This is a genomic window from Streptomyces sp. NPDC096040 (assembly GCF_040303265.1).
In the GTDB taxonomy this organism is placed as follows: Bacteria; Actinomycetota; Actinomycetes; order Streptomycetales; family Streptomycetaceae; genus Streptomyces.
Genome location: NZ_JBEOTA010000006.1, coordinates 249541 through 272252 on the forward strand (window position 1 = coordinate 249541; position 22712 = coordinate 272252).

22 protein-coding genes and 1 pseudogene are annotated in these 22712 nt (G+C 70.2%); 12 read left to right on the plus strand and 11 right to left on the minus strand.

Translation table 11 applies throughout. From position 1 onward, the window contains the following. The first annotated feature begins 117 nt into the window (after positions 1–117). The 3 genes from ABTY98_RS10160 (at position 118) to ABTY98_RS10170 (ending at position 3021) form a co-directional block, all read left to right on the plus strand. Positions 118–621, plus strand: coding sequence for a hypothetical protein (locus ABTY98_RS10160; protein ID WP_352220411.1), 504 nt, complete (start codon positions 118–120; stop codon positions 619–621). 825 nt (positions 622–1446) lie between these two features. Beyond that, positions 1447–1875: a LuxR C-terminal-related transcriptional regulator gene (locus tag ABTY98_RS10165; RefSeq protein ID WP_352220412.1), complete on the plus strand. Its 429-nt coding sequence runs from the start codon at positions 1447–1449 to the stop codon at positions 1873–1875. A 210-nt stretch (positions 1876–2085) separates the two neighbouring features. Then, positions 2086–3021, plus strand: coding sequence for a slipin family protein (locus ABTY98_RS10170; RefSeq protein ID WP_352220413.1), 936 nt, complete (start codon positions 2086–2088; stop codon positions 3019–3021). Here the strand turns inward: ABTY98_RS10170 and ABTY98_RS10175 are convergent. Further along, on the minus strand, positions 2966–4159 hold the full coding sequence (locus tag ABTY98_RS10175) for an MFS transporter (RefSeq protein ID WP_352220414.1): 1194 nt from the start codon (positions 4157–4159) through the stop codon (positions 2966–2968). The genes ABTY98_RS10170 and ABTY98_RS10175 overlap by 56 nt on opposite strands. Positions 4160–4324: 165 nt before the next feature. Between ABTY98_RS10175 and ABTY98_RS10180 the strand changes: the two genes are divergently transcribed. The 3 genes from ABTY98_RS10180 to ABTY98_RS10190 all read left to right on the plus strand — a co-directional run bounded on the left by ABTY98_RS10180 (position 4325) and on the right by ABTY98_RS10190 (position 6827). Further along, on the plus strand, positions 4325–5308 hold the full coding sequence (locus ABTY98_RS10180) for an ArsR/SmtB family transcription factor (RefSeq protein WP_352220415.1): 984 nt from the start codon (positions 4325–4327) through the stop codon (positions 5306–5308). A gap of 9 nt (positions 5309–5317) precedes the next feature. Continuing rightward, complete coding sequence (locus tag ABTY98_RS10185; protein WP_352220416.1) at positions 5318–5824, plus strand: glutathione peroxidase; 507 nt, start codon at positions 5318–5320, stop codon at positions 5822–5824. Positions 5825–5951: 127 nt separating this feature from the next. Next, positions 5952–6827 (plus strand): MerR family transcriptional regulator, encoded by an 876-nt coding sequence (locus ABTY98_RS10190; protein ID WP_352220417.1) that lies wholly within the window; start codon positions 5952–5954, stop codon positions 6825–6827. A 146-nt stretch (positions 6828–6973) separates the two neighbouring features. Here ABTY98_RS10190 and ABTY98_RS10195 read toward each other — a convergent pair whose 3' ends face one another. The 3 genes from ABTY98_RS10195 to ABTY98_RS10205 form a co-directional block, all read right to left on the minus strand. After that, entirely contained in the window at positions 6974–7165 is a 192-nt protein-coding gene (locus ABTY98_RS10195) for a DUF397 domain-containing protein (protein WP_351737387.1), read from the minus strand. A gap of 244 nt (positions 7166–7409) precedes the next feature. Beyond that, positions 7410–8267, minus strand: a complete 858-nt coding sequence (locus ABTY98_RS10200) for a helix-turn-helix domain-containing protein (RefSeq protein WP_352220418.1) — start codon at positions 8265–8267, stop codon at positions 7410–7412. Positions 8268–8616: 349 nt separating this feature from the next. Beyond that, positions 8617–9384, minus strand: a complete 768-nt coding sequence (locus ABTY98_RS10205; protein ID WP_352220419.1) for a GOLPH3/VPS74 family protein — start codon at positions 9382–9384, stop codon at positions 8617–8619. A gap of 177 nt (positions 9385–9561) precedes the next feature. On the opposite strand from ABTY98_RS10205, the gene ABTY98_RS10210 reads away from it, so the two are divergent. Then, positions 9562–12087 carry a serine hydrolase gene (locus ABTY98_RS10210; RefSeq protein ID WP_502994190.1) on the plus strand — a complete coding sequence of 842 codons (2526 nt, stop codon included), beginning with the start codon at positions 9562–9564 and terminating at the stop codon, positions 12085–12087. Between the two features lie 198 nt (positions 12088–12285). Then, positions 12286–14154, plus strand: coding sequence for a DUF8823 domain-containing protein (locus ABTY98_RS10215; protein WP_352220421.1), 1869 nt, complete (start codon positions 12286–12288; stop codon positions 14152–14154). 1 nt (position 14155) lies between these two features. Here ABTY98_RS10215 and ABTY98_RS10220 read toward each other — a convergent pair whose 3' ends face one another. After that, a complete protein-coding gene (locus tag ABTY98_RS10220) occupies positions 14156–15004 on the minus strand; it encodes a hypothetical protein (protein ID WP_352220422.1) in 849 nt (282 codons plus the stop codon). A gap of 80 nt (positions 15005–15084) precedes the next feature. Here ABTY98_RS10220 and ABTY98_RS10225 point away from each other — a divergent pair, with 80 nt between their 5' ends. After that, positions 15085–15873, plus strand: a complete 789-nt coding sequence (locus ABTY98_RS10225) for an SDR family oxidoreductase (RefSeq protein ID WP_352220423.1) — start codon at positions 15085–15087, stop codon at positions 15871–15873. Positions 15874–16100: 227 nt separating this feature from the next. After that, on the plus strand, positions 16101–17666 hold the full coding sequence (locus tag ABTY98_RS10230) for a sodium:solute symporter family protein (protein ID WP_352220424.1): 1566 nt from the start codon (positions 16101–16103) through the stop codon (positions 17664–17666). A 15-nt stretch (positions 17667–17681) separates the two neighbouring features. On the opposite strand, the gene ABTY98_RS10235 is transcribed toward ABTY98_RS10230, so the two are convergent. The 5 genes from ABTY98_RS10235 to ABTY98_RS10255 form a co-directional block, all read right to left on the minus strand. Continuing rightward, entirely contained in the window at positions 17682–18800 is a 1119-nt protein-coding gene (locus tag ABTY98_RS10235; RefSeq protein ID WP_352220502.1) for an ADP-ribosylglycohydrolase family protein, read from the minus strand. A 157-nt stretch (positions 18801–18957) separates the two neighbouring features. Beyond that, positions 18958–19305 (minus strand): DUF6247 family protein, encoded by a 348-nt coding sequence (locus ABTY98_RS10240; RefSeq protein ID WP_352220425.1) that lies wholly within the window; start codon positions 19303–19305, stop codon positions 18958–18960. Positions 19306–19334: 29 nt separating this feature from the next. After that, positions 19335–19571 (minus strand): hypothetical protein, encoded by a 237-nt coding sequence (locus tag ABTY98_RS10245; RefSeq protein ID WP_352220426.1) that lies wholly within the window; start codon positions 19569–19571, stop codon positions 19335–19337. A gap of 35 nt (positions 19572–19606) precedes the next feature. After that, positions 19607–20389 (minus strand): helix-turn-helix domain-containing protein, encoded by a 783-nt coding sequence (locus ABTY98_RS10250; protein ID WP_352220427.1) that lies wholly within the window; start codon positions 20387–20389, stop codon positions 19607–19609. A gap of 258 nt (positions 20390–20647) precedes the next feature. Continuing rightward, complete coding sequence (locus ABTY98_RS10255) at positions 20648–21082, minus strand: ATP-binding protein (protein WP_352220428.1); 435 nt, start codon at positions 21080–21082, stop codon at positions 20648–20650. Between the two features lie 113 nt (positions 21083–21195). Between ABTY98_RS10255 and ABTY98_RS10260 the strand changes: the two genes are divergently transcribed. Together ABTY98_RS10260 and ABTY98_RS10265 are read left to right on the plus strand one after the other, a co-directional pair. After that, positions 21196–22008 (plus strand): helix-turn-helix domain-containing protein, encoded by an 813-nt coding sequence (locus ABTY98_RS10260; protein ID WP_352220429.1) that lies wholly within the window; start codon positions 21196–21198, stop codon positions 22006–22008. After that, positions 22005–22187, plus strand: a complete 183-nt coding sequence (locus tag ABTY98_RS10265; RefSeq protein ID WP_352220430.1) for a DUF397 domain-containing protein — start codon at positions 22005–22007, stop codon at positions 22185–22187. The genes ABTY98_RS10260 and ABTY98_RS10265 overlap by 4 nt, the downstream gene beginning before the upstream one ends. Before the next feature lie 9 nt (positions 22188–22196). Here ABTY98_RS10265 and ABTY98_RS10270 read toward each other — a convergent pair. Beyond that, positions 22197–22643, minus strand: a pseudogene (locus ABTY98_RS10270) (BREX system ATP-binding domain-containing protein); the annotation flags it as partial. Positions 22644–22712 lie beyond the last annotated feature (69 nt).

Below are 22712 nucleotides of genomic sequence, written 5' to 3' on the forward strand. Positions count from 1 at the left end.
CTTTCGTAACACCTGTACTGCATTTCGCATGAAGCGCTACGGTAGGCTGGACTGGTGATCAATGGATCCGGCAGCCGGAAATTGAGCGAAAACCGGCCCGTGCAAGGTGCGGTCACAATGTCCGTTTTCGCATCGATGTGGGAAATGCTGGGGGTGTCGGGACTGATACCTCGGGTGTCCGCTCCGGCCGTGCTCTGCACAGTCGCTCTGGCGGCGGCCGCGGCGGTCACGGCGATGACCCTCACCATCCGGTTCGGCGCGCTGCCGGGCCGAAGGCCCGTGCGCCGGGTGGCACCGAACAGCTTCCGGGTTTTCGGCCAGGTGAACATCGGTCAGTCCGTGGCGGTCGTCGCGGCGATCCTGATCCTCGGCCGGCTCGATCTGTGGCTCTACGTTCCCGCCGCGGTGTGCATGATCGTCGGGCTGCACTTCCTCCCGCTCGCGTGGTCCTTCGCGCAGCCGCAGTACTGGTGGACCGGGGCACTGCTCATGGCCCTGGCGCTGACCGCGTCCCTGACGCTGGCCGGCGGCGTCGACGCCGCGCATGTCCGTGTCCTGCTGGGATTCGGGGCCGCCGCCGTTCTGTGGGCCACCGCGCTGCACGTCGCCCGCCACGGCTGAAGCGCAGGCCTGGTCCCGGACGGACGGCGTACCGGCGTTGCCGCCGGAGGCGCCCATCTCGGGCAGGGCCAATCCTATTTCGAATCTCCCGGCCGGAAACCACTGTGCGGCGCCTTTGACTGACGTTTGTCACGCGCGTGATTACTGATATCGCGGAAAGGAAATGGAATTCTTTGTTCCGTCGACCAGGGAGCGAATGCCCCCGCCGAATCGACGAGGGCATCGATCTGAATTGCTGTCCGTTCGTTCAGGTCCGGCACAGCTCCACGTCAGTTCGTCCGCCCCACGAGTTCTGCACAGTCCGGTGCGCAAGCCAGCCAGGGCTCCGCCCACGCCACGCCGTCGGGCACCGCCAAAAAGTCCGGGGTGAGCTGCACCGACCAGATCGACTACGCGGGAGACCCGAGGTCCAACGCGGAGATCAACGCCATCGGCGAGCAGACCGGCTACTGCCCGCCGGTGTCCGCCTCCGGTGGGAGCGGCGACGCGGACGCGGGTCATCTCGGCATGCCTACCCGAATTTGTCATGATCGCTACAGATCCGAGGCGGGTTTTCGGGCTCTCGGTTCGTCGCAGGGCGCCGTCGGGCACCACTGTTCGCGCGGCTCCCCTGATCGGGGGCCCGTGACGCGTGCGCGACGCGTGAGCGGACCGTCCTGGCCGGCATGCCCCGGGCCGAGGCCCGCAGGCATGCCGCCGGTCTGCTGGAGCACCGCGCGCCCGAGCCGGCCCTGCTCACCTGACGGATCCGCGTATGCCGGTCCTCGACGGCATCGCGGCCACCCGGGAGATCTGCTCCGACGAGACGCCGGCCAGTGTGTCCGGGTGCTGGCTCTGACCATGGTCGACATGGACGACTACGTCTACCCGGCCCTCCAGGCAGGCGCCAGCGGCTTCATGCTGAAGGAGGCCTCACCGTCCGACCTGGTCGACGGCATCCGGGTCATCGCCACGGGCGAGGGCGTACTGGCCCCCACGGTCACCCGGCGCCTCATCGCCGACTTCTCCCGCCGCGGCGAGACGACCCGCCCCGCCCCACGACTCGTCGGCCTCACCAAGCGGGAACAGGAAGTCCTCGTCCTGGTCGCCAACGGCCTGTCCAACGCGGAGATCTCCGAACGCCTGGTCATCAGCATGCCGACCGTGAAGACCCACGTCGGCAAGCTCCTGGCCAAGCTGCACGCCCGGGACCGCGCGCAGCTGGTCATGATCGCGTATGAGAGCGGCCTGGCCGAGCGGGGAATGCCGACGTGACCGCGGCGAGCAGGGCAGCTACGTGCCACGCCAAGAGCCCCTGGGCGCACGAGGGTTGCGTTCCTCCGGCGTCGCGCGGGGTGACCGCGGGCCCGCTCGTTTTCTTTACGCACTCCTGACGCCCGCCTCCGCATCCCGAGGTGCCCGGCCGGTGTCCTCATCCTTGTCCGGATCATTGTCCGGATCTCGTCGGAGAAGGAGTGAGTGCCGATGGACGGCGCTGTCGTAGGGGTCGTACTGGCCGTCGTGCTGGTCCTGCTCGTGCTGCGCGGTGGGATGCGGGTGGTGAACCAGGTCGAGCGCGGGGTCGTGTTCCGGTGGGGCAAGGCGCTGCCGGCGTACCGGCACCCGGGGATCACCTTCCTCATCCCCTTCGCCGACCGGATGCGCAAGGTGAACGTGCAGGTGGTCACCATGCCGGTGCCCACGCAGGAGGGCATCACCAAGGACAACGTGTCCGTGAAGGTCGATGCCGTCGTCTACTTCCGGGTCACCGACCCCATCCGCGCCGCCATCGAGGTGCAGGACTACGTCTTCGCCGTCGGGCAGGTCGCCCAGTCGTCGCTGCGGTCCATCATCGGCAAGAGCGACCTCGACGACCTGCTCACCGACCGCGAGCGGCTGCACGAGGGGCTCGCCCTGATGATCGACAGCCCGGCCGCGGAGTGGGGCATCCACATCGACCGGGTCGAGATCAAGGACGTACAGCTGCCGGAGTCGTTGAAGCGGTCCATGTCCCGGCAGGCGGAGGCCGAACGGGAGCGGCGGGCCCGGGTGATCACCGCGGACGGTGAGTTCCAGGCCGCGCAGCAGCTCGCCAACGCCTCCCGGATCATGTCCGACTCGCCCGAGGCGATGCAGCTGCGGCTGCTGCAGACCGTCGTCGAGGTCGCCGCCGAGAAGAACTCCACGCTGGTGATGCCCTTCCCGGTCGAGTTGCTGCGCTACTTCGAGCGCGCCACCAAGCGGCTCGACCAGGAGGTCGAGAAGAACGAGCGGGAGTTGGAGGCACCGGAGGGGCAGGCCGCGCTGAAGGCCGGGATCGAGCAGATCGCCGCCGTCGCCGACAGGTTCGGGCCGGTGGCCGAGGTCACCGCCCCGCCGGAACCGGCGCCGGAACCTTCCGCTCCTGCCGACCGGCAGTAGCCAGCGTCAGCGTCACCGCGAGTGACGCGAGCGCCATCAGGGTCATCGCACTGGCGGGCGAGGTGAGTTGGGCCACCGACCCCGCCAGTGCCGCACCCACGCCCTGCATGGTCAGCATGCCGGCGGAGTGCAGTCCGAGGGCGTGGCCGCTGAGTTCGTCGGGGGTCAGTGTCATCAGCCGCTCCTGCTGGACCAGGCTCGCGCCGAAGCCTGCGGAGGCGACGGTGGCACAGCCGGCGGCGAGGACCAGCGGCGGGTGCAGGAAGAAGAGCAGGTAGGGCGTGGCCAGGAGCAGCAGCAGCGGGGTGGCCATACGGGTGCGGACGGCGGGCGGGAGCAGCCGGCCGACGGTCACGTCACCGGCCAGCATGCCGAGGGCGGCGCAGGCGAAGAGGGTGCCGGCCGCGCCCGGGGCGTACGACACGTACAGCGACTCGCAGCCGACGACCAGACCGTTGGGCAGCCACAGGCCGAGATAGGTGAGGCGGCGCGGGCGGGACGACCACAGCAGGGCGTTGGTGCGCCGGGTCGCCGCGACGGAGGGGCGGCCGGCGGCCCGGGGCGGGCGGGTGGTCAGACCGAGGCGGACCACGACGGCGGACGTCAGGTAGAGGGCCGCCGCGAGCAGCAGACAGGTACGCGGGGAGACGGCGGCGAGCAGGGCGCCACCGGTGGCGTAACCGGCGATCTGCACCAGCCCGCTCATCATGTTGAACAGCGAACGCCCGGGCAGATAGCCGTCCTTGGCGAGGATCTCGTTCAGGAGCCCCCAGCGGACCCCGCCGCCGAGCGCGGCGACGAGGCCGAGCAGCAGGACGGCGGCGAGCAGCGCACCGGGCGGGAGGCCCGGCAGTGCCATGCCGGCGGTGGCGACGGCGAAGGTGAGCGAGATCGCGGCGAGGGTGGTGCGCGGGGGCAGCCGGTCGGCGCCGGAGAGCAGGAAGGTCGCGCCGAGCACCTGGGCGAGCGAGGGGCCGAACATGCTGAGCGCGGAGAGGAGGGGGGAGCCGGTGGTGCGGTAGACGAGCGTGCCGAGCGCGAGCCCGCCGACGGTACCGCCGGCGTTCTGGGCGGCCGAGCCGAGGAAAAGAGGGGTGAACTCGGGTGCGCGGAAGAGGGATCGGTAGGTGGTGGGCATGCTCGGGAGTCTCGGGGAGTGCTTATAGCGGGCGTTATTGTTTCGCGGGGGCGCGAAAGGTTCTAACAGGCGGCGCAGGCAGTGAGCCTCTCGCAGCAGCAAGAGGCTCTAACGGCCGCAGAGCACCTCACGACAGCGAGAGGCTCTAACAACAGGGAGATCCCCTTGGGTTGGTGGCAGCTCAACGCGGACACGCTCGCCCGTAGCCGCTTCCTGCTCTCCCCCCTCGCCGAGACCATCGCGAGCCTCAAGCTGCTGCACTGCGGTTCCGCCGCCCACCCCGGCGAACGGCGCTGGCTGGACGAGCATCTGCCCGGCTACCGGGCACGGCTCGCCGCCGACCCCGTCACCGCGCTGCTCGTCCGCGCCGGTCTCGGCCGCGTGTGGACCGCCGATTTCCTCACCCCCACCCCCTGGGACGGAGAGAGCGCCGAGGCCGGTATCGCGCGGGTACGGGCGGCCCGCCCCGACGACGCCCGCGCGCACCTCCGGGTCGCCCTCGCCGGTCCCCTCCCCGCCGCCCTGGACCGAGACGACCTGCCCGACCGCGCCGCCGAGCTGCTGAGGTATGTGTGGGAGGCGACCGTACGGCCGTACTGGGAGCGTCGGCGGCGGATTCTGGAGGCGGATGTGGTCGCCCGGACCGCGCAGGTCAGCCGGGGCGGCTGGGCCGAGGTGCTGGACTCGGTGCGGCCGGGGCGGACCCGCTGGCTCGGTGCCAACCGGCTCCAGGTCAATCTGTACGAATACCCGCCCCGCGAGATCTCCGGCGCCGACCTCCTCCTCGTCCCGGTCACGCCCAAGGCCGGCTGGGTCTCCTGGGAGGAGCCGGACCGGTACGCCCTGGTCTACCCGTGCGCCGGCGCGCTCTCCGACCCCACCGCGCAGGCGGTCCCGGCGGCCCTCGCGGCGCTGCTGGGCGGCGCGCGCGCCGGTGTGCTGGTGCTGCTGGACGCCCCGCTGAGCACGACCCATCTGACGGCGGTGACCGGGCAGACGCTGGGCTCGGTCGGGCGGCACCTGAGGGTCCTGCTCGACGCCGGGCTGGTGGAGCGGCGGCGGGCCGGGCGGTCGGTGCTGTACTCGCGGACGGCGGCGGGGGACGTGCTGGTGGAGGCCGGGACCCGGTCCGCCACTCAGCGGAGTTAGCATCCGCTTATGACGACTACTGAGAACAACGGGTCCGTGCTCGACATCGAGATCGGTGCTCTGCAGGGCGGTTCCGCCGACCTTCCGGGGTACACCGGCAAGGCCGTGCTCATTGTCAACGTGGCCTCCAAGTGCGGTCTGACCCCTCAGTACAGCGGCCTGGAGCGGCTCCAGGAGCGGTACGCGGCGCAGGGCTTCACCGTGCTCGGGGTGCCGTGCAACCAGTTCCTCGGGCAGGAGCCCGGCAGCGCCGAGGAGATCGCCGAGTTCTGCTCGGCGACGTACGGCGTGACCTTCCCGCTGACCGAGAAGGTCGAGGTCAACGGGGAGGGACGGCACCCGCTCTACGACCGTCTCACCCCCTTCGCCGACGGCGAGGGGCACAGCGGGGACATCCGCTGGAACTTCGAGAAGTTCCTGATCGGCCGGGACGGCCAGGTCGTCGCCCGGTTCGCGCCGCAGACCGAGCCGGAGTCGGCGGAGGTCGTGGCGGCCGTGGAGAAGGCCATCGGCTGACTTCGGCAGCCAGGTCGGCGGCGGTCACGGGAGAGGTGTCCCGTGACCGCCCTCGGCATTTCCGCTGCTGCTTGACCTTCCCCCTGGGGCAGGGACGAGCGTCGGTCGCGCCGGGCCACGGGGCTCGGTGACGGAGGATGTGGGCGTGGAGGACGAGGAACTGCTCACGATCGGGGTGTTCGCGGCGCGCTCCAGGCTCTCGGCGAAGGCCCTGCGCCTGTACGACCGGCTGGGGCTGCTGGCCCCGGCGCAGGTCGACGAGGCGACCGGCTACCGCTACTACCGGGCCGGCCAGGCGGAGCGCGCCCGGCTGGTGGCGCTGCTGCGCCAGCTGGACATGCCGCTGGCGCGGATCGCCGAGGTGGTCGAGGAGGCGGACGGCGACGCGGCCGCCGGGCTGCTCGCCGCCTACTGGGCCGATGTCGAGCGGCGGATCGCCGGGCAGCGGACCCTTGCCGCCTACCTCCGTGGACGGCTGTCCGGGAGGAGTTCGGAGATGTACGAGACGTTCGCGGTGGAGACGGTGGAGATGCCCGCGCAGGTGGTGATCACCGAGACGCGGCACAGCCTGGCGGACGAGCTGCCGTCCTGGATCGGCGCCTCGCTGGGCCGTCTGGAGGCGGCGGCCCGCGAATGCGGGGGTGTGACCGGGGCGCCGTTCGTCGTGTACTACGCGGAGGTGTCCATGGAGAGCGACGGGCCGGCCGAGGCCTGTGTCCCGGTGGCGGACGAGGCGGCGGCCCGGGCCTGGGCGGAACGGCACGGGCGGGCCTGGGAGACCAAGGTGCGCGTCGAGCCGGCGCGCACGCTGGCGTATACGCGGATCAGCAAGGCGCAGGTGGCGCATCCGCAGATCCTGGCGGCCTTCGAGGCGGTGGAGCGGTGGGTGGCCCGGCAGGGCGGTCTGGAGTACGACGGCCCGTGCCGGGAGGTCGACTTCGCGGACTGGGACGCGGCGGGGCCGGAGGACCCGGTGTGCGATGTGGCCTTCCCCGTCCGGTAGGTGACGCGGTGAGTGATCCGACGGGCGCACAAGCCGAGCCCCCTCGGCCAGGACGGCGAGCTAGTCGAGAGGGCTCTTCAGGTGACGCTTGTGCAGTTGTGATTGTCGTTGTCGGGAGCGTGGTCGGTGGGTCAGCGAATACCCTCCTACGCCTTGACCGAAGCCACGAACGCGTTCCACGCGCCGGTCGGGAACGCGAGGACCGGGCCCTCCTCGACCTTGGAGTCGCGTACGGCGAGTCCAGCGGTCGTCGGCGACTTGACCTCGACGCACGCCCCGTTCCCTGCGGAATAGGAGGACTTCGTCCACGTCTCCGTGGTGCCCTGAAGCAGTGCCATGTCCACTCCTGTAACGAGTTGCTGTAGTGCGATTCACGCCAACCTGCTTGACCGGTTGGCGTGATCGACGCTACTAGCCAACTCGCCTGCCTGGAGCACTCGTTCACTCGACCGGATGGCATATTCCAGGGGAGACTTCCGCTGGAGCGTGGCGCCGGTGTACGATCCGGCGCTCGCCGTCCGGGAAGGCCGCCGGCGGCTCCCGGAGGCTCCCTTGGGACTCCCCGAAGGCCCCCGGGAGGGCTCAGCGCGCGTACTCCTTGGCCGCGTCGGCGATGAATTGCCGGGATGCCTCGACGTTCAGCGACTGGGCCCGCAGGTGCTCGTACATCACGGCGTACTTCTGCACGTCGTGGGCCTTCTCCAGGTACAGGTCGCTGGTCACGCCCTCCAGGTAGACGACGCTGGAGTCGGCCGCGTCGGCGAACTCCAGGATCGCGTACTGGCCGTTGAGGCCGGGATGCGCGCCCACCTCGAAGGGCAGCACCTGGACGGTGATGTGCGGCTGCTGGGACATCTCGATCAGGTACTCCAGCTGCTCGCGCATCACGAGCCTGCTGCCGACGAGCCGGCGCAGCGCGGCCTCGTCGAGCACCACCCAGAGACGAAGGGGGTTGTGTTCGGCGGTGATACGTTCCTGTCGCCGCATCCGGACCTGGACCCGCTTCTCGATGTCGGCGGCGGCGGTCTCCGGCAACGCGCCCTGCACCAGGGCCTCCGCGTACGCCCGGGTCTGCAACAGCCCGGTGACCAGCTGTGGTTCGTACACCCTCAGCGACTCGGCGTCGGTCTCAAGGCCGATGTAGACGCTGTACGGGATGTCCCCGAACGCATGCCACCACCCTTGCTGCCGCGAATCCCTGGCCATCTCCATCAGGGAATCGACGACCCGCTGGTCCTCGACCTCGTAGACCCCGCACAGGTCGCGGACATCGCGCTGGCTGATACTCCGGCGCCCGTTCTCCAGCCGGCTGATCTTCGACTGGGAGACGAGCAACCGCTCCGCCACCTCCTCCGCCGTCATGCCCTTGAGCTCGCGGAGCCTGCGCAGCTCCTGGCCCAGCCGGCGCCGCCTGACGGTGGGATTGACATTGGACGCCACGGGACGTGCACCTCCGGCTGCCTGCCTGTAACTACCACTTTGCGTATCTGCTGTTGAGCAGACTGCCACCAAGGTGCTTCCTACCGCTGGGAAACTGTGGATATGCGGCGCGTACGCGTCAGTTCGGGCACGTTCCGGATTCTCCGGACGCCGGACGACGAGAACTGACGAGAACCGACGAGAACTGACGAGAACCGACGAGGACGGCGGGACGCGAAAAGCCGAGCGGGGCGGCGGGGCGCGTACCGCGTGCGCCTCACCGCCCCGCTCGGACCAGCGGCTCCCGAACCGGGTCTCAAGGGTGCTGTCCTGCTGCTGTGCTGCTGTGTTACTGCCGTGGAACTGCGGCTCAGTGCACCACGGCACGCGCCATCGCGTCCGCACCTCGGCGCGGCTGCATCGGAACACCGCGGGCGGGTTCCGGTGCACCTGACCTGGCGCCAGGTCCGGTCTGGCGCCCGGCCGGGGCGGCCGGGCTGCGGCGGGGCTGGGCGCCCGCGCCGTTCTGCACGTCCATGACGGCGTGGGCCACGAGCCCACCCATCGGGTCGTGCCGGATCAAGTCCCGCAGCCGGGAACGCGAGGACCGTCCCTCGTTCCCCGGATACAGGTGCTTGCCGAGGCCGACCGCGTGGGCCAGGGCGGCGAGCGCCGCGGTCCGCGGGTCCGGCGGTACGCCGGTGCGGATCGCCGAGTCCAGCCGGGTACGGATGTCCCGGCATATCTCGTTGTCCGTCGCCTGGTAACGCGTCGTCGGCAGCACCCCGCACATCTGGCCCGCCACGGCATGCACCATGCCGCACCGCTCCAGATGCGAGAGATACGTCTGGCGAAGTCCCAGACGTGGCCCGCCGATCCAGTGCACAGCCCGCACGGGAGCGCCACGCCTTCGCAGCAACTCCAACGCGCAGTCCAAAGTCGGATCTCCAGTCGGCCGTGGCTGCACCACGGCGATACGATCCCCGTCTGGGGCTATCCGTCCGGCCAGCGCCAGCTCCACTAGCTGTGCTCCGGCCAGACCGAGGTCGAGCGACTGCGGCTGCGCAGTGGTACCCGTGGTCGGGTCCAGTGCCAGCAGCAGAAGCTCCTCCGGAAGTGTTCTGCGGCTCCTGCCCATCCATGCCTCCCCGCGTGGATGAATGACAGGGTGACCCCTCTCACATTGGTCTGTCGAGGGCGCGTGACCGGTTTGTAAGGGAACCGGAAGGTATGTCGTTCTCGTCTACCGCAGGGGCTAAGCCCGCACACAGGACACTGGTACATGGTTCGGACAGCGCACGGCAACGTGCGAAGCGTGGAGGAGGCATCGGTGGCGGGCGAGTCCCCCGACAGGTCGAAGCAGCGCGAGTCGTCGGCGGAACCGACGTCGGGGAGCGCGGGAACGGTTCCCGAACCACGCGATCCGCGAGCGGCGGTGGCCGCTCAGGACGAGAAGGAGCCGGCCGGCGGCGACACCGAGACCCGGATCTTCTCGGTACGGGACCTGAAGACGGCCGGCGACGACGACACGAAGCTCCGCCAGGCGGTGGCGGCGTGGGTACGCACGGGCCCGCCGGCGGAGGAGTCCGAGAACTCCGGCAAGGGCGCGGAGGGGCCCGAGGAGGGCCCTGTGTACGCCGAGGAGCCCCAGGAGGCCCCCGAGCCACCGGAGAACGCCGACAAGCCCGGTACGACGCCTGAGGCAACGACCGAGGCGGCCGATCCGACAGCCGCCGCGGACAAGGGCGTTCCGGCCCAGGACGACCCGAAGGACAAGCCGAAGACCGCCGACGCCGAGCCCGATGCCGCCTCGAAGACTGCCGCCGAACCCGAGGAGGCCGAACCCGAGGACACCCCGAAGGCGACGGCCGAGCCCGAAGAAGCCGAGCCCGAAGACAAGCCCACGGCTGCCGCCGAGCCCCAGGCCGACGCCGAGCCCCAAGACGCCGAGCCCGAAGACAAGCCCGAGGCTGCCGCCGAACCGGAGGACGCCCCCCGGGCCGACGCCGAACCCGAAGACGCCACCCCCGACGACGAGCCCGCGGCCGCCGACTGCGAGGACGCCCCCCAGGGGCCACCCGCATCCGACGACGAGACCCGCATGGGTGGTGCGGGTGGGAACACCGAGACCGCACCCGACGACGAGCCCGCGGCCGCCGACGGCGAAGGCACCTCGCAGGGGCCCGCATCCGGCGACGAGACCCGCACGGGTGGTGCGGGTGGGAACACCGAGACGGCCGAAGCCGAAGCCAAGGCCGTCGCGGTCGATCAGCCCACCACCACGCTCAAGGCCCCCCGGCCCCCGCAGGTCGACCAGCCCACCACCATGCTCAAGCTGGGCTCCACGCCCAAGCCCACGCCCAAGAACCCCGAGTCCGACCCCGAGCGCACCAGCAAGTTCGTAGCCCTCAAGTCGGACCTCAAGCCGGACACCAAGCCCAAGCCGGACGCGAAGCCCGCCCCCCAGCCGGAGGCGAAGCCCAGCACCGCCTCCACCACCCGCACCACCGCCATCCCTCAGATCGGCCCCGAGCGCACCACCCAGCAGCCGCTCCCCCCGAAGCCCCCGCTGGACCTGCTCGCCGAGTTGACCAACACTCCCCCGCCGCCGCAGACCCCGGTCAGGACCCTCGTCCGGCGGGTCAAGATCTGGACGCCCCTGGTCATCGTCCTCCTGATCATCTTTGCGGTCGTACAGACTGTCCGTCCGCTCCCGCAGCCCACCCTCGACCTCACCGCGAAGGACACCTACACCTTCGACGGCAGCAAGGCCGACATCCCCTGGCCCGCCGACGGCCAGGCCGCCCTCGACGTCCAGGGCATCGGCTCGTTCGGTTCCTCCGGCGACCAGAAGCCCGTGCCGATCGCGAGCGTCGCCAAGGTGATGACCGCGTACATCATCCTGCGCGACCACCCGCTGAAGAGCGGCGCCGCCGGCCAGAAGATAAAGATCGACCAGGCGGCCCAGGACCAGGCGAACGCCGGCCAGGAGTCCACCGTCGACGTGACGGCCGGTGACTCGATCACCCAGCGCGAGGCCCTGGAGAGCATCCTCATCGCCTCCGCCAACAACGTGGCCCGGCTGCTGGCCCGCTGGGACGCCGGTTCCGAGAAGTCGTTCGTGGCGAAGATGAACGCCACGGCGAAGAAGCTCGGCATGACGAACACGACGTACACCGACCCCTCCGGCCTGACCAACTCCACGGTCTCCACGGCCGTGGACCAGGTGAAGCTGGCGAAGGCGGCGATGGCGCAGGAGCCCGCGTTCCGCGAGGTCGCCGGGATGATGTCGTACGACGACTACAAGGGCACCAACCACTCCAACTGGAACCAGCTGGTCGGCCACAACGGCGTCGTCGGCATCAAGACCGGCACCACCACCTCCGCCCTCGGCAACCTCGTGTTCGCCGCGCAGAAGACGGTCGGCGCCGAGACCCGCACGATCATCGGCGCGGTCATCCGGCAGCCCGCCGGCGGCACCGACAACACCATCCTCAGCGCCGCCCTCACCGGCGGCGACAAGCTGATCCGGGCCGCCCAGGGCGCGCTGGAGTCGGCGACGATCTACAAGAAGGGCGATGTCGTCGGCTATGTCGACGACGGCCTCGGCGGCCGTACCCCGGTCGTCGCGACCAAGGACGTGACCGCGGTCGGCTGGTCGGGCCTGAAGGTGAAGCTGACCTTCAAGGCCGAGGACGTGCCGCACACCGCGAAGGCCGGTACCGAGGTCGGCGCCCTCACCGTGGGTGACGGCTCCGGCTCCGCGGTCCAGGTTCCGGTCGCCCTGCGGAAGGACCTGGCCGAGCCCGGGTTCACGAGCAAGCTGACCCGTCTCGGCTGACCCATAACCGGCATACCGTCACCGCACCCCGCCGATGGAGCCCCACCCGAGGGGCCCCGCGGCGGGGTGCGTGCTAGCGTCACGAATCGGGGCAGGTCGTCGGCCGCCGGGACGTGGCCGCGAACTGGACGAGAAGCGGCCGGTAACACCGTGGAACGCGGCCGAGAACAGAAGACGGGACACGGGGAGTGCCTTCAGGTGGCCACAGCGGAGCCGACACGCGCCGACGACACCGATCCGGGCCCAGCGGTATCCGGCCCGCGAATAGCCGTGCCCGAAACCGGTCCGCACAGCCCGCACGACAGACCCGGCACGCAGCGTAACGGCCGGATCCGCCGGCTCCTCGACCTGGACGAACCCCCGCGCCAGTGGCCGTCGCGCCACCCGGTGCTGGCGGTCACGGCCCTCGCCGGCGTGCTGCACATCATCTGGCTGTTCACGTTCGCGAACAGTGGTGGCGATCTCGCGGCGCAGGACGCCTGGGCCGAGTTCGTCGGCCGGCACCCCGACTCGGCGTACAACCTCGCCTGGTACGGCGGTATGCACCCGGTGTCGTACAGCGTGGTGTCGCCGTACCTGATGTCGTTGCTCGGCGTCCGTACGACGATGACGATCGCCGGCACGGTCTCGGCCTGCCTGCTGACCCTGCTCCTGATTCGCAGCCGCGCGGTGAAAAACCCCCTGTGGGCCGCGCTCGCCGGGGTGTTCGCGCTGATCTGCAACGCGTTGTCGGGGCGGGTCACCTTCGGGCTCGGCACGGCGTTCGCGCTGGCCGCGGTGGGGGCGGTGTTCTGCTGGCCGTACCGCTGGCGCCACAAGCGGTGGGCGAAGGCGCTGGTCGCCGCCTCGCTGGCCGCTCTCGCCACCATGTCGTCCCCGGTCGCCGGTCTCTTCGTCGGCCTGGTCGCGGTCGCGCTGTTCCTGCAGAAGCGGCGCCCCGGCGCCTGGGCGCTCGGCCTGGCACCCGCGGCCGTGGTCGCCCTGTCCGCCTGGCTGTTCCCGTTCTCCGGCACCCAGCCGATGACCATCGGTTCGGTGATCCTGCCCCTGCTGTACGGCCTGCTCTGCCTCTTCCTCGTCCCCAAGGAGTGGAAGACGGTCCGGCTGACGGCGGCCGTGTACAGCCTCGGGGTCGTGCTGGTGTGGCTGGTCAGTTCGCAGATCGGCTCGAACATCTCGCGGCTGCCGATGCTGTTCGCGGGCGCGACGCTGATCGCGGCCCTCCCGTACACCGTGCCGCGCTCGCGCAAGTTCTACGTCACCGTCCTCGCCTTCGTCGGCTTCGTCGGCTGGATCGGCTTCAAGTCGGTCGACGACATCATCCATACGACGCCGGCCGCGTCCTGGGCCCGCGAACTCGCCCCGCTCGTCCACCAGCTCCAGCAGGTCGGCGCCGAGAAGGGCCGCGTCGAGGTGGTCCCGGCCCGCTCGCACCGGGAGGCGTCCGCGCTGGCGCCGTACGTCAACCTGGCCCGCGGCTGGAACCGTCAGGCCGACATGGAACGCAACCCGCTCTTCTACGACGACACCCTCAACTCCGCGAACTACCACGAGTGGCTGCAGCGCTGGGCCGTTCACTTCGTGGTGCTGCCGAAGGACGAGCCCGACGGCGACGGCGGCGAACGCGAGCGGGCGCTGGTCCAGCGCGGGATGCCGTATCTGAAGCAGGTCTGGGGCGACGCCAACTGGCAGCTGTTCCGGGTGACCGACGCGGCGCCGCTCGCCGAGCCCGACGCGGTGGTGGACAGCGCCGAGCAGGGCGAGCTGACCATCGAGGTCGGCAAGGCCGAGCGGGTCCTGATCCGGATCCCGTACTCGCCGTGGCTGAGCATCGTCGACGCGAACGGCAAGAGCCTGAAGCCGCCGCAGGAGACCGAGGCGTCCAAGCACCGGGCCGAGGGCACGCCGAAGACGTACACCAACGTCAACGGCTGCCTGACGGAGACGCCGGAGGACGCGAAGGGCGACAAGTGGACGATGCTGCTGGCGCCGAAGGCGGGCACCTACCGCTTGGCGGCGCCGTACCAGCTGCCCCGGGGCACCCCGTGCCCCGACGAACTCAAGTGAGCTACCTGGTCTCCCGGAGCTCCGCCACATACCGGTCCGTCCCCGGCACCGTCGGCACGAACGGTGCCACCAGCTCCACCCTCCCCAGCCCGGACCCGGCGACGTCCTCGTCCAGGCCGGTGAACCGGGCGTCCCAGCACTCCCTCGGGTCCGTCTCCAGGAACCACAGCAGCGTCAGCCGGGTGTCGACGCCCTCCACCTGCTTCACATACGTCATCCGGTCGCCGGGCAGGGGCGTCGGGCGGAACACCGTGACCATCGCCGTCGGTGAGCCCGCCAGCCGCTTCGGCAGGTGCCGGCCGCGCAGCCACTCCAGCAGTTCCGCCCGCTGCCGCGGCGACTCGCTGTCGACGACCTCCACCACCAGCCCGGCGTACGGGTGGTCGAGGGCGTGGAAGTCGCGGGGCCCGGCGGCCCCGTCCCGGTACACCGTCGTCTCGTGGTCCTGGAACGCCGTGAAGACGTGGGTGCGGTCCTGGTACACGCGCGCGTCCCGGTTCAGCCGCCTGTTGATGGCGACCGTCCACTTCATGTGGTCGGCGTGGCGGCCGTCGGTGATCCAGTAGACGGAGAGGTAGCAGCCGGTGGTGACGGGCTGGGCGATCGCCGACTTCTCGGGGTAGCGCAGCAGTTGCAGCTCGCGGGTGGCGACCCAGCGGCGGCCCGCGTACATCCAGGGCATGGCCATGGCGCCCGCGTAGTAGTGGTCGTCCTCGTACCAGCGGTTGTACGCGTACTCGTGGCCGGGGTGCGGTTCGACCATGGTGATGAGGGCGTGGCCGGGGCGGACGCCGTACGGGCCGACAGCGGCCAACTCGGCGTACACATCGCTACGCGTGTCCTCGCTCATGCGCCTTCCCTTCCTTCCGCCTGCGCTCGCCCATACTCTGACGCTCCGTCAGGTAAAGCGCCAGAGCCGGGAGGTCATCGATGTCACTGCTCATGGGCAAGACGGTCGTCGTGTCGGGGGTCGGCGCCGGGCTCGGGCATCAGGTCGCGGCGGCCGTCGTACGGGATGGCGGGAACGCCGTGCTCGGCGCGCGGACCGAGGCGAACCTCGCCAAGAGCGCGACCGGGATCGACCCGGAGGGCGGCCGGACCGCGTACCGCGCCACCGACATCACCGACGAGGACCAGTGCGAGGCGCTGGCGGCGCTGGCACGGGAGCGCTTCGGGGGTATCGACGCGGTGGTGCAGGTGGCCGCCTGGGACTCCTACTTCGGCGGGGTCGAGGACGCGGACTTCGCGACCTGGGCGTCGGTGGTCGACGTGAATCTGCTGGGGTCGCTGCGGATGACCCGGGCGTGCCTGCCGGCGCTGAAGGAGGCGGGCGGCGGCTCGGTCGTCTTCATCGGTACGCAGTCGGCCGTCGCCGCACCCTCGCAGGTGAGGCAGGCCGCGTACGCCGCCTCGAAGGGGGCGTTGACCAGCGCCATGTACTCGCTGGCACGGGAGCTGGGGCCGTACCGGATCCGGGTCAACACGGTGCTGCCGGGCTGGATGTGGGGGCCGCCGGTGCAGGCGTACGTCCAGTTCACGGCGCATACGGAGGGGGTGCCGGAGGACGAGGTGCTGGGGCGGCTGACCGGGCGGATGGCGTTGCCCGAGCTGGCGACTGACGGGGATGTGGCGGACGCGGCGGTGTTCCTGGCGTCGGACCGGGCGCGGGCCATCACGGGGCAGTCACTGCTGGTCAACGCGGGGGAGCTGATGCGCTGAGGCCTGATTCCGGCCATCGAGGCCGCGCCAGTGGGTTCATACACATGAACCAAGGTCAGCGATCAGAACGATTTTGCCGTCCCTTGACCTTACGCCCGCTTGTCGTGCCCGCGTAACCGAACCCACGATGAGCGGGCACTTCGCGGCCTTCCCCGTCCCCACTCCGCTTATGCGAAGTGCCAGCCAGCTGAGCGGAGTTCAGAAGGCGGACCCTGGAAGGGGGGCGTATGAACGGGCTCGACTGGACCGTGCTCATCGGCTACTTCGGCGTGATGGTCGCGATCGGTATCTGGTCGCACAAGCGCGTGGACAACGTCAGCGACTTCTTCACGGCCGGCGGAAAGATGCCCTGGTGGCTCTCCGGCATCTCGCACCACATGTCGGGCTACAGCGCGGTGATGTTCACCGGGTACGCGGGCATCGCCTACACCTACGGCGTGACGTCGTTCGTCACCTGGTCCTTCCCGATCGCGCTGGGCATCGCGATCGGCTCGAAACTCTTCGCACCACGCGTCAACCGCCTGCGCTCCCGCCTCCATGTGGCGTCCCCGCTGGAGTACTTGAAGAACCGCTACAACCTGACCACGCAGCAGGCGCTGGCCTGGTCCGGCATGCTGCTGAAGATCGTGGACGTGGCCGCCAAGTGGGCCGCGATCGCCACCCTGTTGTCGGTGTTCACGGGTGTGTCCCTCAACCAGGGCATCCTCATCACCGGCGCGATCACCGCGGTCTACTGCACGATCGGCGGCCTGTGGGCGGACGCGCTGACCGAACTGGGCCAGTTCATCATCCAGTTGCTGGCCGGCGTCTCGATGTTCGTCGCCGTCGTCCTCAAGCTCAACGACAAGGGCATCGGCATCTTCGACGCCTTCGACCAGCCGGCCCTGCACGGCCACGGCAAGCCGCTGGTGGGCCCCTACGGCACGGTCTTCCTGCTGGCCTTCCTCTTCATCAAGCTCTTCGAGTACAACGGCGGCATGCTCAACCAGGCCCAGCGCTACATGGCGACGGCCGGCCCGAAGGAGGCCGAGCGCAGCGCCCGTCTCTCCGCGGCGCTCTGGCTGATCTGGCCGGTGGTCCTGTTCTTCCCCATGTGGATGTCACCCCTCCTGGTCCACGCCCAGAAGCCGGACGGCTCCGACTCCTACGGCCTGATGACCGAACAGCTCCTCCCCCACGGCCTGTTGGGCCTGGTCGTCGTCGGGTTCTTCTCCCACACGATGGCCATGTGCTCCTCCGACGCCAACGCGATCGCGGCCGTCTTCACCCGTGACGTGGCGCCGGTGCTGTCGTCGAGGGCACGGTCGTGGAGCGAACGCTCCGGCCTGGTCGCGGCCCGCGTGACGACGGTGGTCTTCCTCGGCCTGTCCATGGCGGTGGCCACCCAGGTCAACTCCCCCACGTTCAAGGACATCATCACGGTGGTCATCAAGTGGGTGGCCGGTCTGATGGGCCCGATCGCGATCCCGATGATGCTGGGCCTGCTCCGCCCGTTCCGCCGCTCCGGCCCGACGGCCGCGCTCACCAGCTGGGCGGCCGGCCTGCTGGCCTTCTGGCTGGTCAACTACCCGATCAACTGGAACGTCGACGGTGGTGTACCGCTCCAGTACCAGGTCTCGGTCCCCCTGGCCGTCTCCCTGGTCCTCTACATCCTCATCGGCTACCTGAAGCCGGAGGACACCCCTGAGCGCCTCGCGATCATCGAGACCGTGAACACGGACGGGGACGGGGCTGCGGCGATCCCCGTACCGGCGCAGGCTCCGGCAGGCGGGGGCGAGGTCGTGCGGGACTGACCCTCTGCGACCGGCTCAGGCGCCCCGGGGATAGCGGGCCAGCCATCCGGGGGCCGCGCCCGCCGGGCCGTGCAGGGCCGGCCCCTGGGTCATCTCCATCGCGAAGTCGTCGGCCAGCTCCAGGATCGTAGGACGGCCCTCCAGATCGGCCACCCAGGCCGGCGGGAGGGCCGTCTCGCCGTGCAGGGCGCCGAGGAGGCCGCCGGTGAGGGCGCCGGCGACGGCGGAGGGGCCGGCATGGTTGACGGCCAGGCAGAGCCCGTGCCGTACGTCCTCGCCGACGAGGGCGCAGTAGACGGCGGCGGCGAGCATCCCGTCGGCGGCGCCGTCCCCGGTCAGCTCCTCCACGCGGGCCGGGGAGGGCATGCCCTGCCGTACGGCGCCGAGCGCGTGCTGCAACGCGTCCGAGACAGGCTGGTGCCCGGGCCGGGCGGCGAGGAGGGCGAGGGCCCGCTGGACGGCCCCGTCGAGGGAGTCGCCTCTCGCCAGCGCGTGCACGATCACCGCGTAGGCGCCCGCCGACAGACAGGCGGTCGGATGCCCGTGGGTCTGCGCCGCGCACTCCACGGCCAGCTGGATGACGAGCTGCGGCTCCCAGCCGACGAGCAGCCCGAACGGAGCGGACCGTGCGACGGCCTCCGGCCCCATGTCATCGGGATTCTTCGGCGACTCCACGGTCCCCATGGTCTCGTCCCCGAGCCCGACCAGCAGCGACCGCGTGGGATCCCGGCGCGCGTACAACCACTCCTCCCTCGCCAGCCACCCGTCCTCCTTCCGCCGCTCGTCAGGCCCCCAGTCCCGCTGGGTGGCCGCCCACCGCAGATAGGCCCGATGCAGGTCGGCAGGCGGATACCAGGCGCCGGTATCCCTCCTCACCTGAGCTCTTATCAACCCGTCCACGGTGAAGAGGGTGAGCTGGGTGTGATGGGTCACGGCACCCCGCCGCCCGTATCCGAAGGCCAGGTCAACGAGCCCTTCCGGCCCGTACGCCGCCCGGATCTCCTCAAGCGTCAGCCCGTCCACGGGCCCACCGAGGGCATCCCCGACGGCCGAACCCAGCAATGTGCCCCGCACCCGGCTCCGGAAGTCCTGCTGTTCGGCACGACCCCAGACGGCACCCGATGTCACACCCACCATGACCTCCTCACGGGCACCGTCCGTACGTGCGACAGCACAGCACTGTAATCGACCGGGAATGATCCGTTCAGGGCACAGTTAGGTATGCGAAGTGGGGGTTGTGTGCTCCCAAGTGGCTGGTTTTCGGCCAGGCCGGGGGTGTGGGCGGGGTCGGTCAGACGGCTCGGTGATCGTCAGCGGTACCAGGTGACGCTGCACACGTACACGCCTCCGCCTCGGCCGCTTCCCGGATCGCGCGGATCTCGGCGATGGCGGCCGTCGGATCCTGTTCCCCCGCGTCCACGACGCGCTCCAGCTCACGCAGGCGTGCGGCACGCTCCGGATGGCGTTGGATCGCCACGAACACGGCCCACGAGTGGACGAAGGCCCGCAACGGCGCGAGGCTCCGGGTCTGCTGTGCGTTCGTCGCCGCGTCGAAGAGGTGCTGGGTGAGGGCCGGGATCCGGCTCGGGGCGATCCGCGCGACCGCCGCCCGCAACGCGTCCGGCGTCGGCTCCGGCATGGGGATCGGCGGTCCTGAGGATTCGGTCGTCATGCCTTGGGCAGGAAGCCGTGATCCCGCAGTTCCTGGAGGGCGGCGGCGATCTCGAACTCGCTGTCCCCGAGCTGCGCCGCCAGCGCCTGGACGCTCGTGGCAGCGCCCTCGGGCAGCGTCCGGAGGTGGACGCCGACGCCCATCGCCATGAGGGACAGCCCCGGGCACCGGGCAAGGTCCTCGTGGCCGGTAAAAGTGCGCGCCTTGGCGGTGGGCCGGAACGTGTGGGTCACCGGGAAGTCTCCCTTTCCTGAAGTGGGCTCGCTGGTCAAGCGGCTCTCTCGGACCGTGCCCGGCAGTCGCGGCAGCGGCCGGGACGAGTCGACCGGAACGCCCGCTCACAGCCCTCGCACGTCTGGAACGGATCCGGGCGGGCCGGCGCGGACGTGTCCCGAGGGACCGGAACCGGGGCCGGAAGGTGGGGTGGCAGCCGGCTGGCGAGGCGATGGGCCAGGAAGGCGGCCGGGTGCTTGATCGGATCCTGGGGCAGGTCGGTCGTGAGAGCGCGTACGACAGCTGTGGGCGGCACGCCACGCTCCAGCCACTGGGAGACCGCTGGTGCCAGACGAAGTACGTCCCGCTCGCTGAGGACGAGGCGGGAGTCGTACGTACGAAGCCCGGCAAGGAGGCCGGCGTCCTTGCGGGGGGCCTTCGTAGCCCTTGGCGGGACGGGAGCCTTCGGCTGTGCGGGGGCAGCGAGTTCAGGGGCTCGGGCGGCTTCGACCACCGCACCACGGGGCCTGTTGTACGAGAACGTCCGGGTCACGACCTGGCCCGACGGAAGACGTTCCTTGGTGCGCAGGTGGAACCCGTACCTCTCCAGCTCGCGCAGGGCCGAGGCGATCCTGATCTCTCCCTCGGGCAACCGCTCGGCGAGCGCCTTGATGCTGACCGGGGAGCCCTCGGGCAGCGACTGGATGTAGCTCCCGATGCCTCTCGCCGTGGAGGACAACTCCGGGTGCTGGAGCAGTTCGTTGCTGACCACCGTGAAGTTGCCGTCAAGGCGTTCCTTCACATGGGTGACACCCGAGTGGGAATGCCGGGTCTTCACGGGCGCGGGCGCGCTAGGCTGCTGGGCAGTCATTGGGAAGGTCTCGCTTCCTCGATGATCAGGCCCTCGCAGTGGGATGGCAGTCCCGGCGAGGGCCGAAGTATGTGCGGACTTGTCGCCGCAGACGCTGCCGCACAACTGCCCCTCCGCGCCAGCTGAGTTCGGCATATTCACTCCGGCGGGTGATCGCCGGGGACGGTAGGGGAGGGTTGGGTTCTTTCCCCGGTTCTTTGGTCTTTGACGTCGGGAAAGGCCGGGTCATGGGCCCCCGCGACCCGGTGCCAACTCCGCCCATACGACCTTGCACCCGGCCGGCGCCTCGTCCACGCCCCAGCGGTCCGCGTACGCCGCCACGATCCACAACCCGCGCCCCGATTCCGCGTCGGCGCTCGCCGGATCGTGGACGCGCGGGACGCGGTCGCCCCGGGCGTCGGTCACCTCGATACGTAGGGTCCCTCCCGCGTGCAGCCGCAGCCCGAGGCTGAAGTCCCGTCCCAGCACGCGTCCGTGCAGCACGGCGTTGGATGCCAGCTCGGCCACGACCTGCACCGCCTCCTCGAACGGCAGCCCCCAGTCGTCGAGTTGGCGTTCCGCAAGCAGCCGCGCGAGTCGAGCACCTCTTCGAGTGGCGGACAACTGAACCGTGAACAGGTGCGTCGGGACGGTGACTTGCGGGAGGGAATCCTGGTTCATGTCACCCAGCGTGGTCGCCCGTTCGTACTCTGAACAGCTACGACTCCGGTACGGAGCGTCACTGTCCGGCCGCGCGAGGGAGTCGTACGGCCGGTACGTCGGGAGGGGCGGAAGTGGAAGACGAGGAAGCAGCGGCCGTACTCAGGACGGTCGGGCGGCAGATCAAGATGTGGCGCGAGGCCGCCGGGCTGACGCAGCCGGAGCTGGGGGACGCGATCGGGTACGGCGGGGAGATGGTCTCGTCGGTGGAGCGGGCCCGGCGGATTCCGAAGCCGGACTTCCTGGACAAGACCGATGAGGTACTGGGTGCGGGCGGCAAGATCTCCGCGATGAAGAGGGACGTCGAGGAGGCGCGGTATCCGAAGAAGGTCCGGGACCTGGCGAAGCTGGAGGACGAGGCGGTCGAACTGGGTGCCTACGCCAACCACAACATGCACGGCCTGCTCCAAACGCCCGAGTACGCACAGGCATTGTTCGCCATGCGGCGGCCCGCCTACCCGGAGGACGAGATCGAACGGCAGGTGGCCGCGCGCATCGCGCGACAGCGCGTCTTCGAGCGGGTGCCCCTGCCCCTGCTCACCTTCGTCCAGGAAGAGGTGACCCTACGGCGGCCGATCGGGGGCAGAATGGTGCTGCGGCAACAGCTCGAACATCTGTTGGAGATCGGTGAGTTGAGGCATGTGTCGATCCAGGTGATGCCTACGGATCGCGATGACCACGCGGGTATGGGCGGGCCGTTTCGGCTGCTCAAGCTCCGTGACGGGAAGACCCTCGGTCACTCCGAGGCCCAACTGCACAGCCGAGTGATCAGTGATCCCAAGGATGTCCAGATCCTTGAGATGCGCTATGGAATGATCCGGGCGCAGGCTCTCACTCCACGGGAGTCACTGACCTTCATCGAGAAAGTGCTGGAGTGGGAGACATGACCGCCCTCAAGTGGTTCAAGAGCAGCTACAGCAGCAACGACGGCCCTGATTGTGTCGAGGTCGCCATAGCCCCCGCCGACGCCACCGTCCACGTCCGTGACTCCAAGGACAGGGACGGCGTACGGCTCGCCTTCGCGGACGCTTCGTGGGCCGAGTTCATGGCGTTCACCAAGCGCTGAGCGTCAGTCGCCGACGCCGCCGAGGACATCTCGCCCCGTGAGGAGCCCGGTCAGGCGCTCGGCGATGTGTGCGGGCTCGGCGGCCAGAGCGGCCTCCGCCTCGTGCCGGCGCTCCCGGTGCGCGGCCAGCAGCCGCTCCAGCTCCTTGAACCGCCGTCCCTGGTCCGCGAATTGACGTGCCATCGCGGTCATGGCCTCGGACACACTCGCCGCGCCCTCGTCGACGTAAGCGGTGACCGCCCCGGCCTCCCGGGCGATCTGCTCCAACTCCCGTACCAGAAAGGTCTTCCCGACTCCCGCGTCACCGTGCACGTGGAAGAGGAAACGGTGCCGCTCGTCCTCGGCCGGCAGATCGAGGTTCCGCCGGAACGCGGCCCGCTCGTCAAGCCGCCCGACGAACCCGGCCCTCCGGCGCCGCCCGATCAGCTCCTGCATCGACGGCCGTGTCGACCCCATCCACACCACCCCGCAGCCGGCTCACGCCAAGTCTGGCAGACGTGCGAAACGGCCCAGCTCACTTGGGGA

What these genes read in the sequence shown, in the direction of transcription:
- ABTY98_RS10225 (WP_352220423.1), top strand. Translation starts at nt 15,085, where the DNA reads ATGTCACTGCTCATGGGCAAGACGGTCGTCGTGTCGGGGGTCGGCGCC.
- ABTY98_RS10195 (WP_351737387.1), bottom strand. Translation starts at nt 7,165, where the DNA reads ATGGCACTGCTTCAGGGCACCACGGAGACGTGGACGAAGTCCTCCTAT.
- ABTY98_RS10160 (WP_352220411.1), top strand. Translation starts at nt 118, where the DNA reads ATGTCCGTTTTCGCATCGATGTGGGAAATGCTGGGGGTGTCGGGACTG.
- ABTY98_RS10185 (WP_352220416.1), top strand. Translation starts at nt 5,318, where the DNA reads ATGACGACTACTGAGAACAACGGGTCCGTGCTCGACATCGAGATCGGT.
- ABTY98_RS10220 (WP_352220422.1), bottom strand. Translation starts at nt 15,004, where the DNA reads ATGAGCGAGGACACGCGTAGCGATGTGTACGCCGAGTTGGCCGCTGTC.
- ABTY98_RS10255 (WP_352220428.1), bottom strand. Translation starts at nt 21,082, where the DNA reads ATGAACCAGGATTCCCTCCCGCAAGTCACCGTCCCGACGCACCTGTTC.
- ABTY98_RS10170 (WP_352220413.1), top strand. Translation starts at nt 2,086, where the DNA reads ATGGACGGCGCTGTCGTAGGGGTCGTACTGGCCGTCGTGCTGGTCCTG.
- ABTY98_RS10265 (WP_352220430.1), top strand. Translation starts at nt 22,005, where the DNA reads ATGACCGCCCTCAAGTGGTTCAAGAGCAGCTACAGCAGCAACGACGGC.
- ABTY98_RS10230 (WP_352220424.1), top strand. Translation starts at nt 16,101, where the DNA reads ATGAACGGGCTCGACTGGACCGTGCTCATCGGCTACTTCGGCGTGATG.
- ABTY98_RS10205 (WP_352220419.1), bottom strand. Translation starts at nt 9,384, where the DNA reads ATGGGCAGGAGCCGCAGAACACTTCCGGAGGAGCTTCTGCTGCTGGCA.
- ABTY98_RS10240 (WP_352220425.1), bottom strand. Translation starts at nt 19,305, where the DNA reads ATGCCGGAGCCGACGCCGGACGCGTTGCGGGCGGCGGTCGCGCGGATC.
- ABTY98_RS10175 (WP_352220414.1), bottom strand. Translation starts at nt 4,159, where the DNA reads ATGCCCACCACCTACCGATCCCTCTTCCGCGCACCCGAGTTCACCCCT.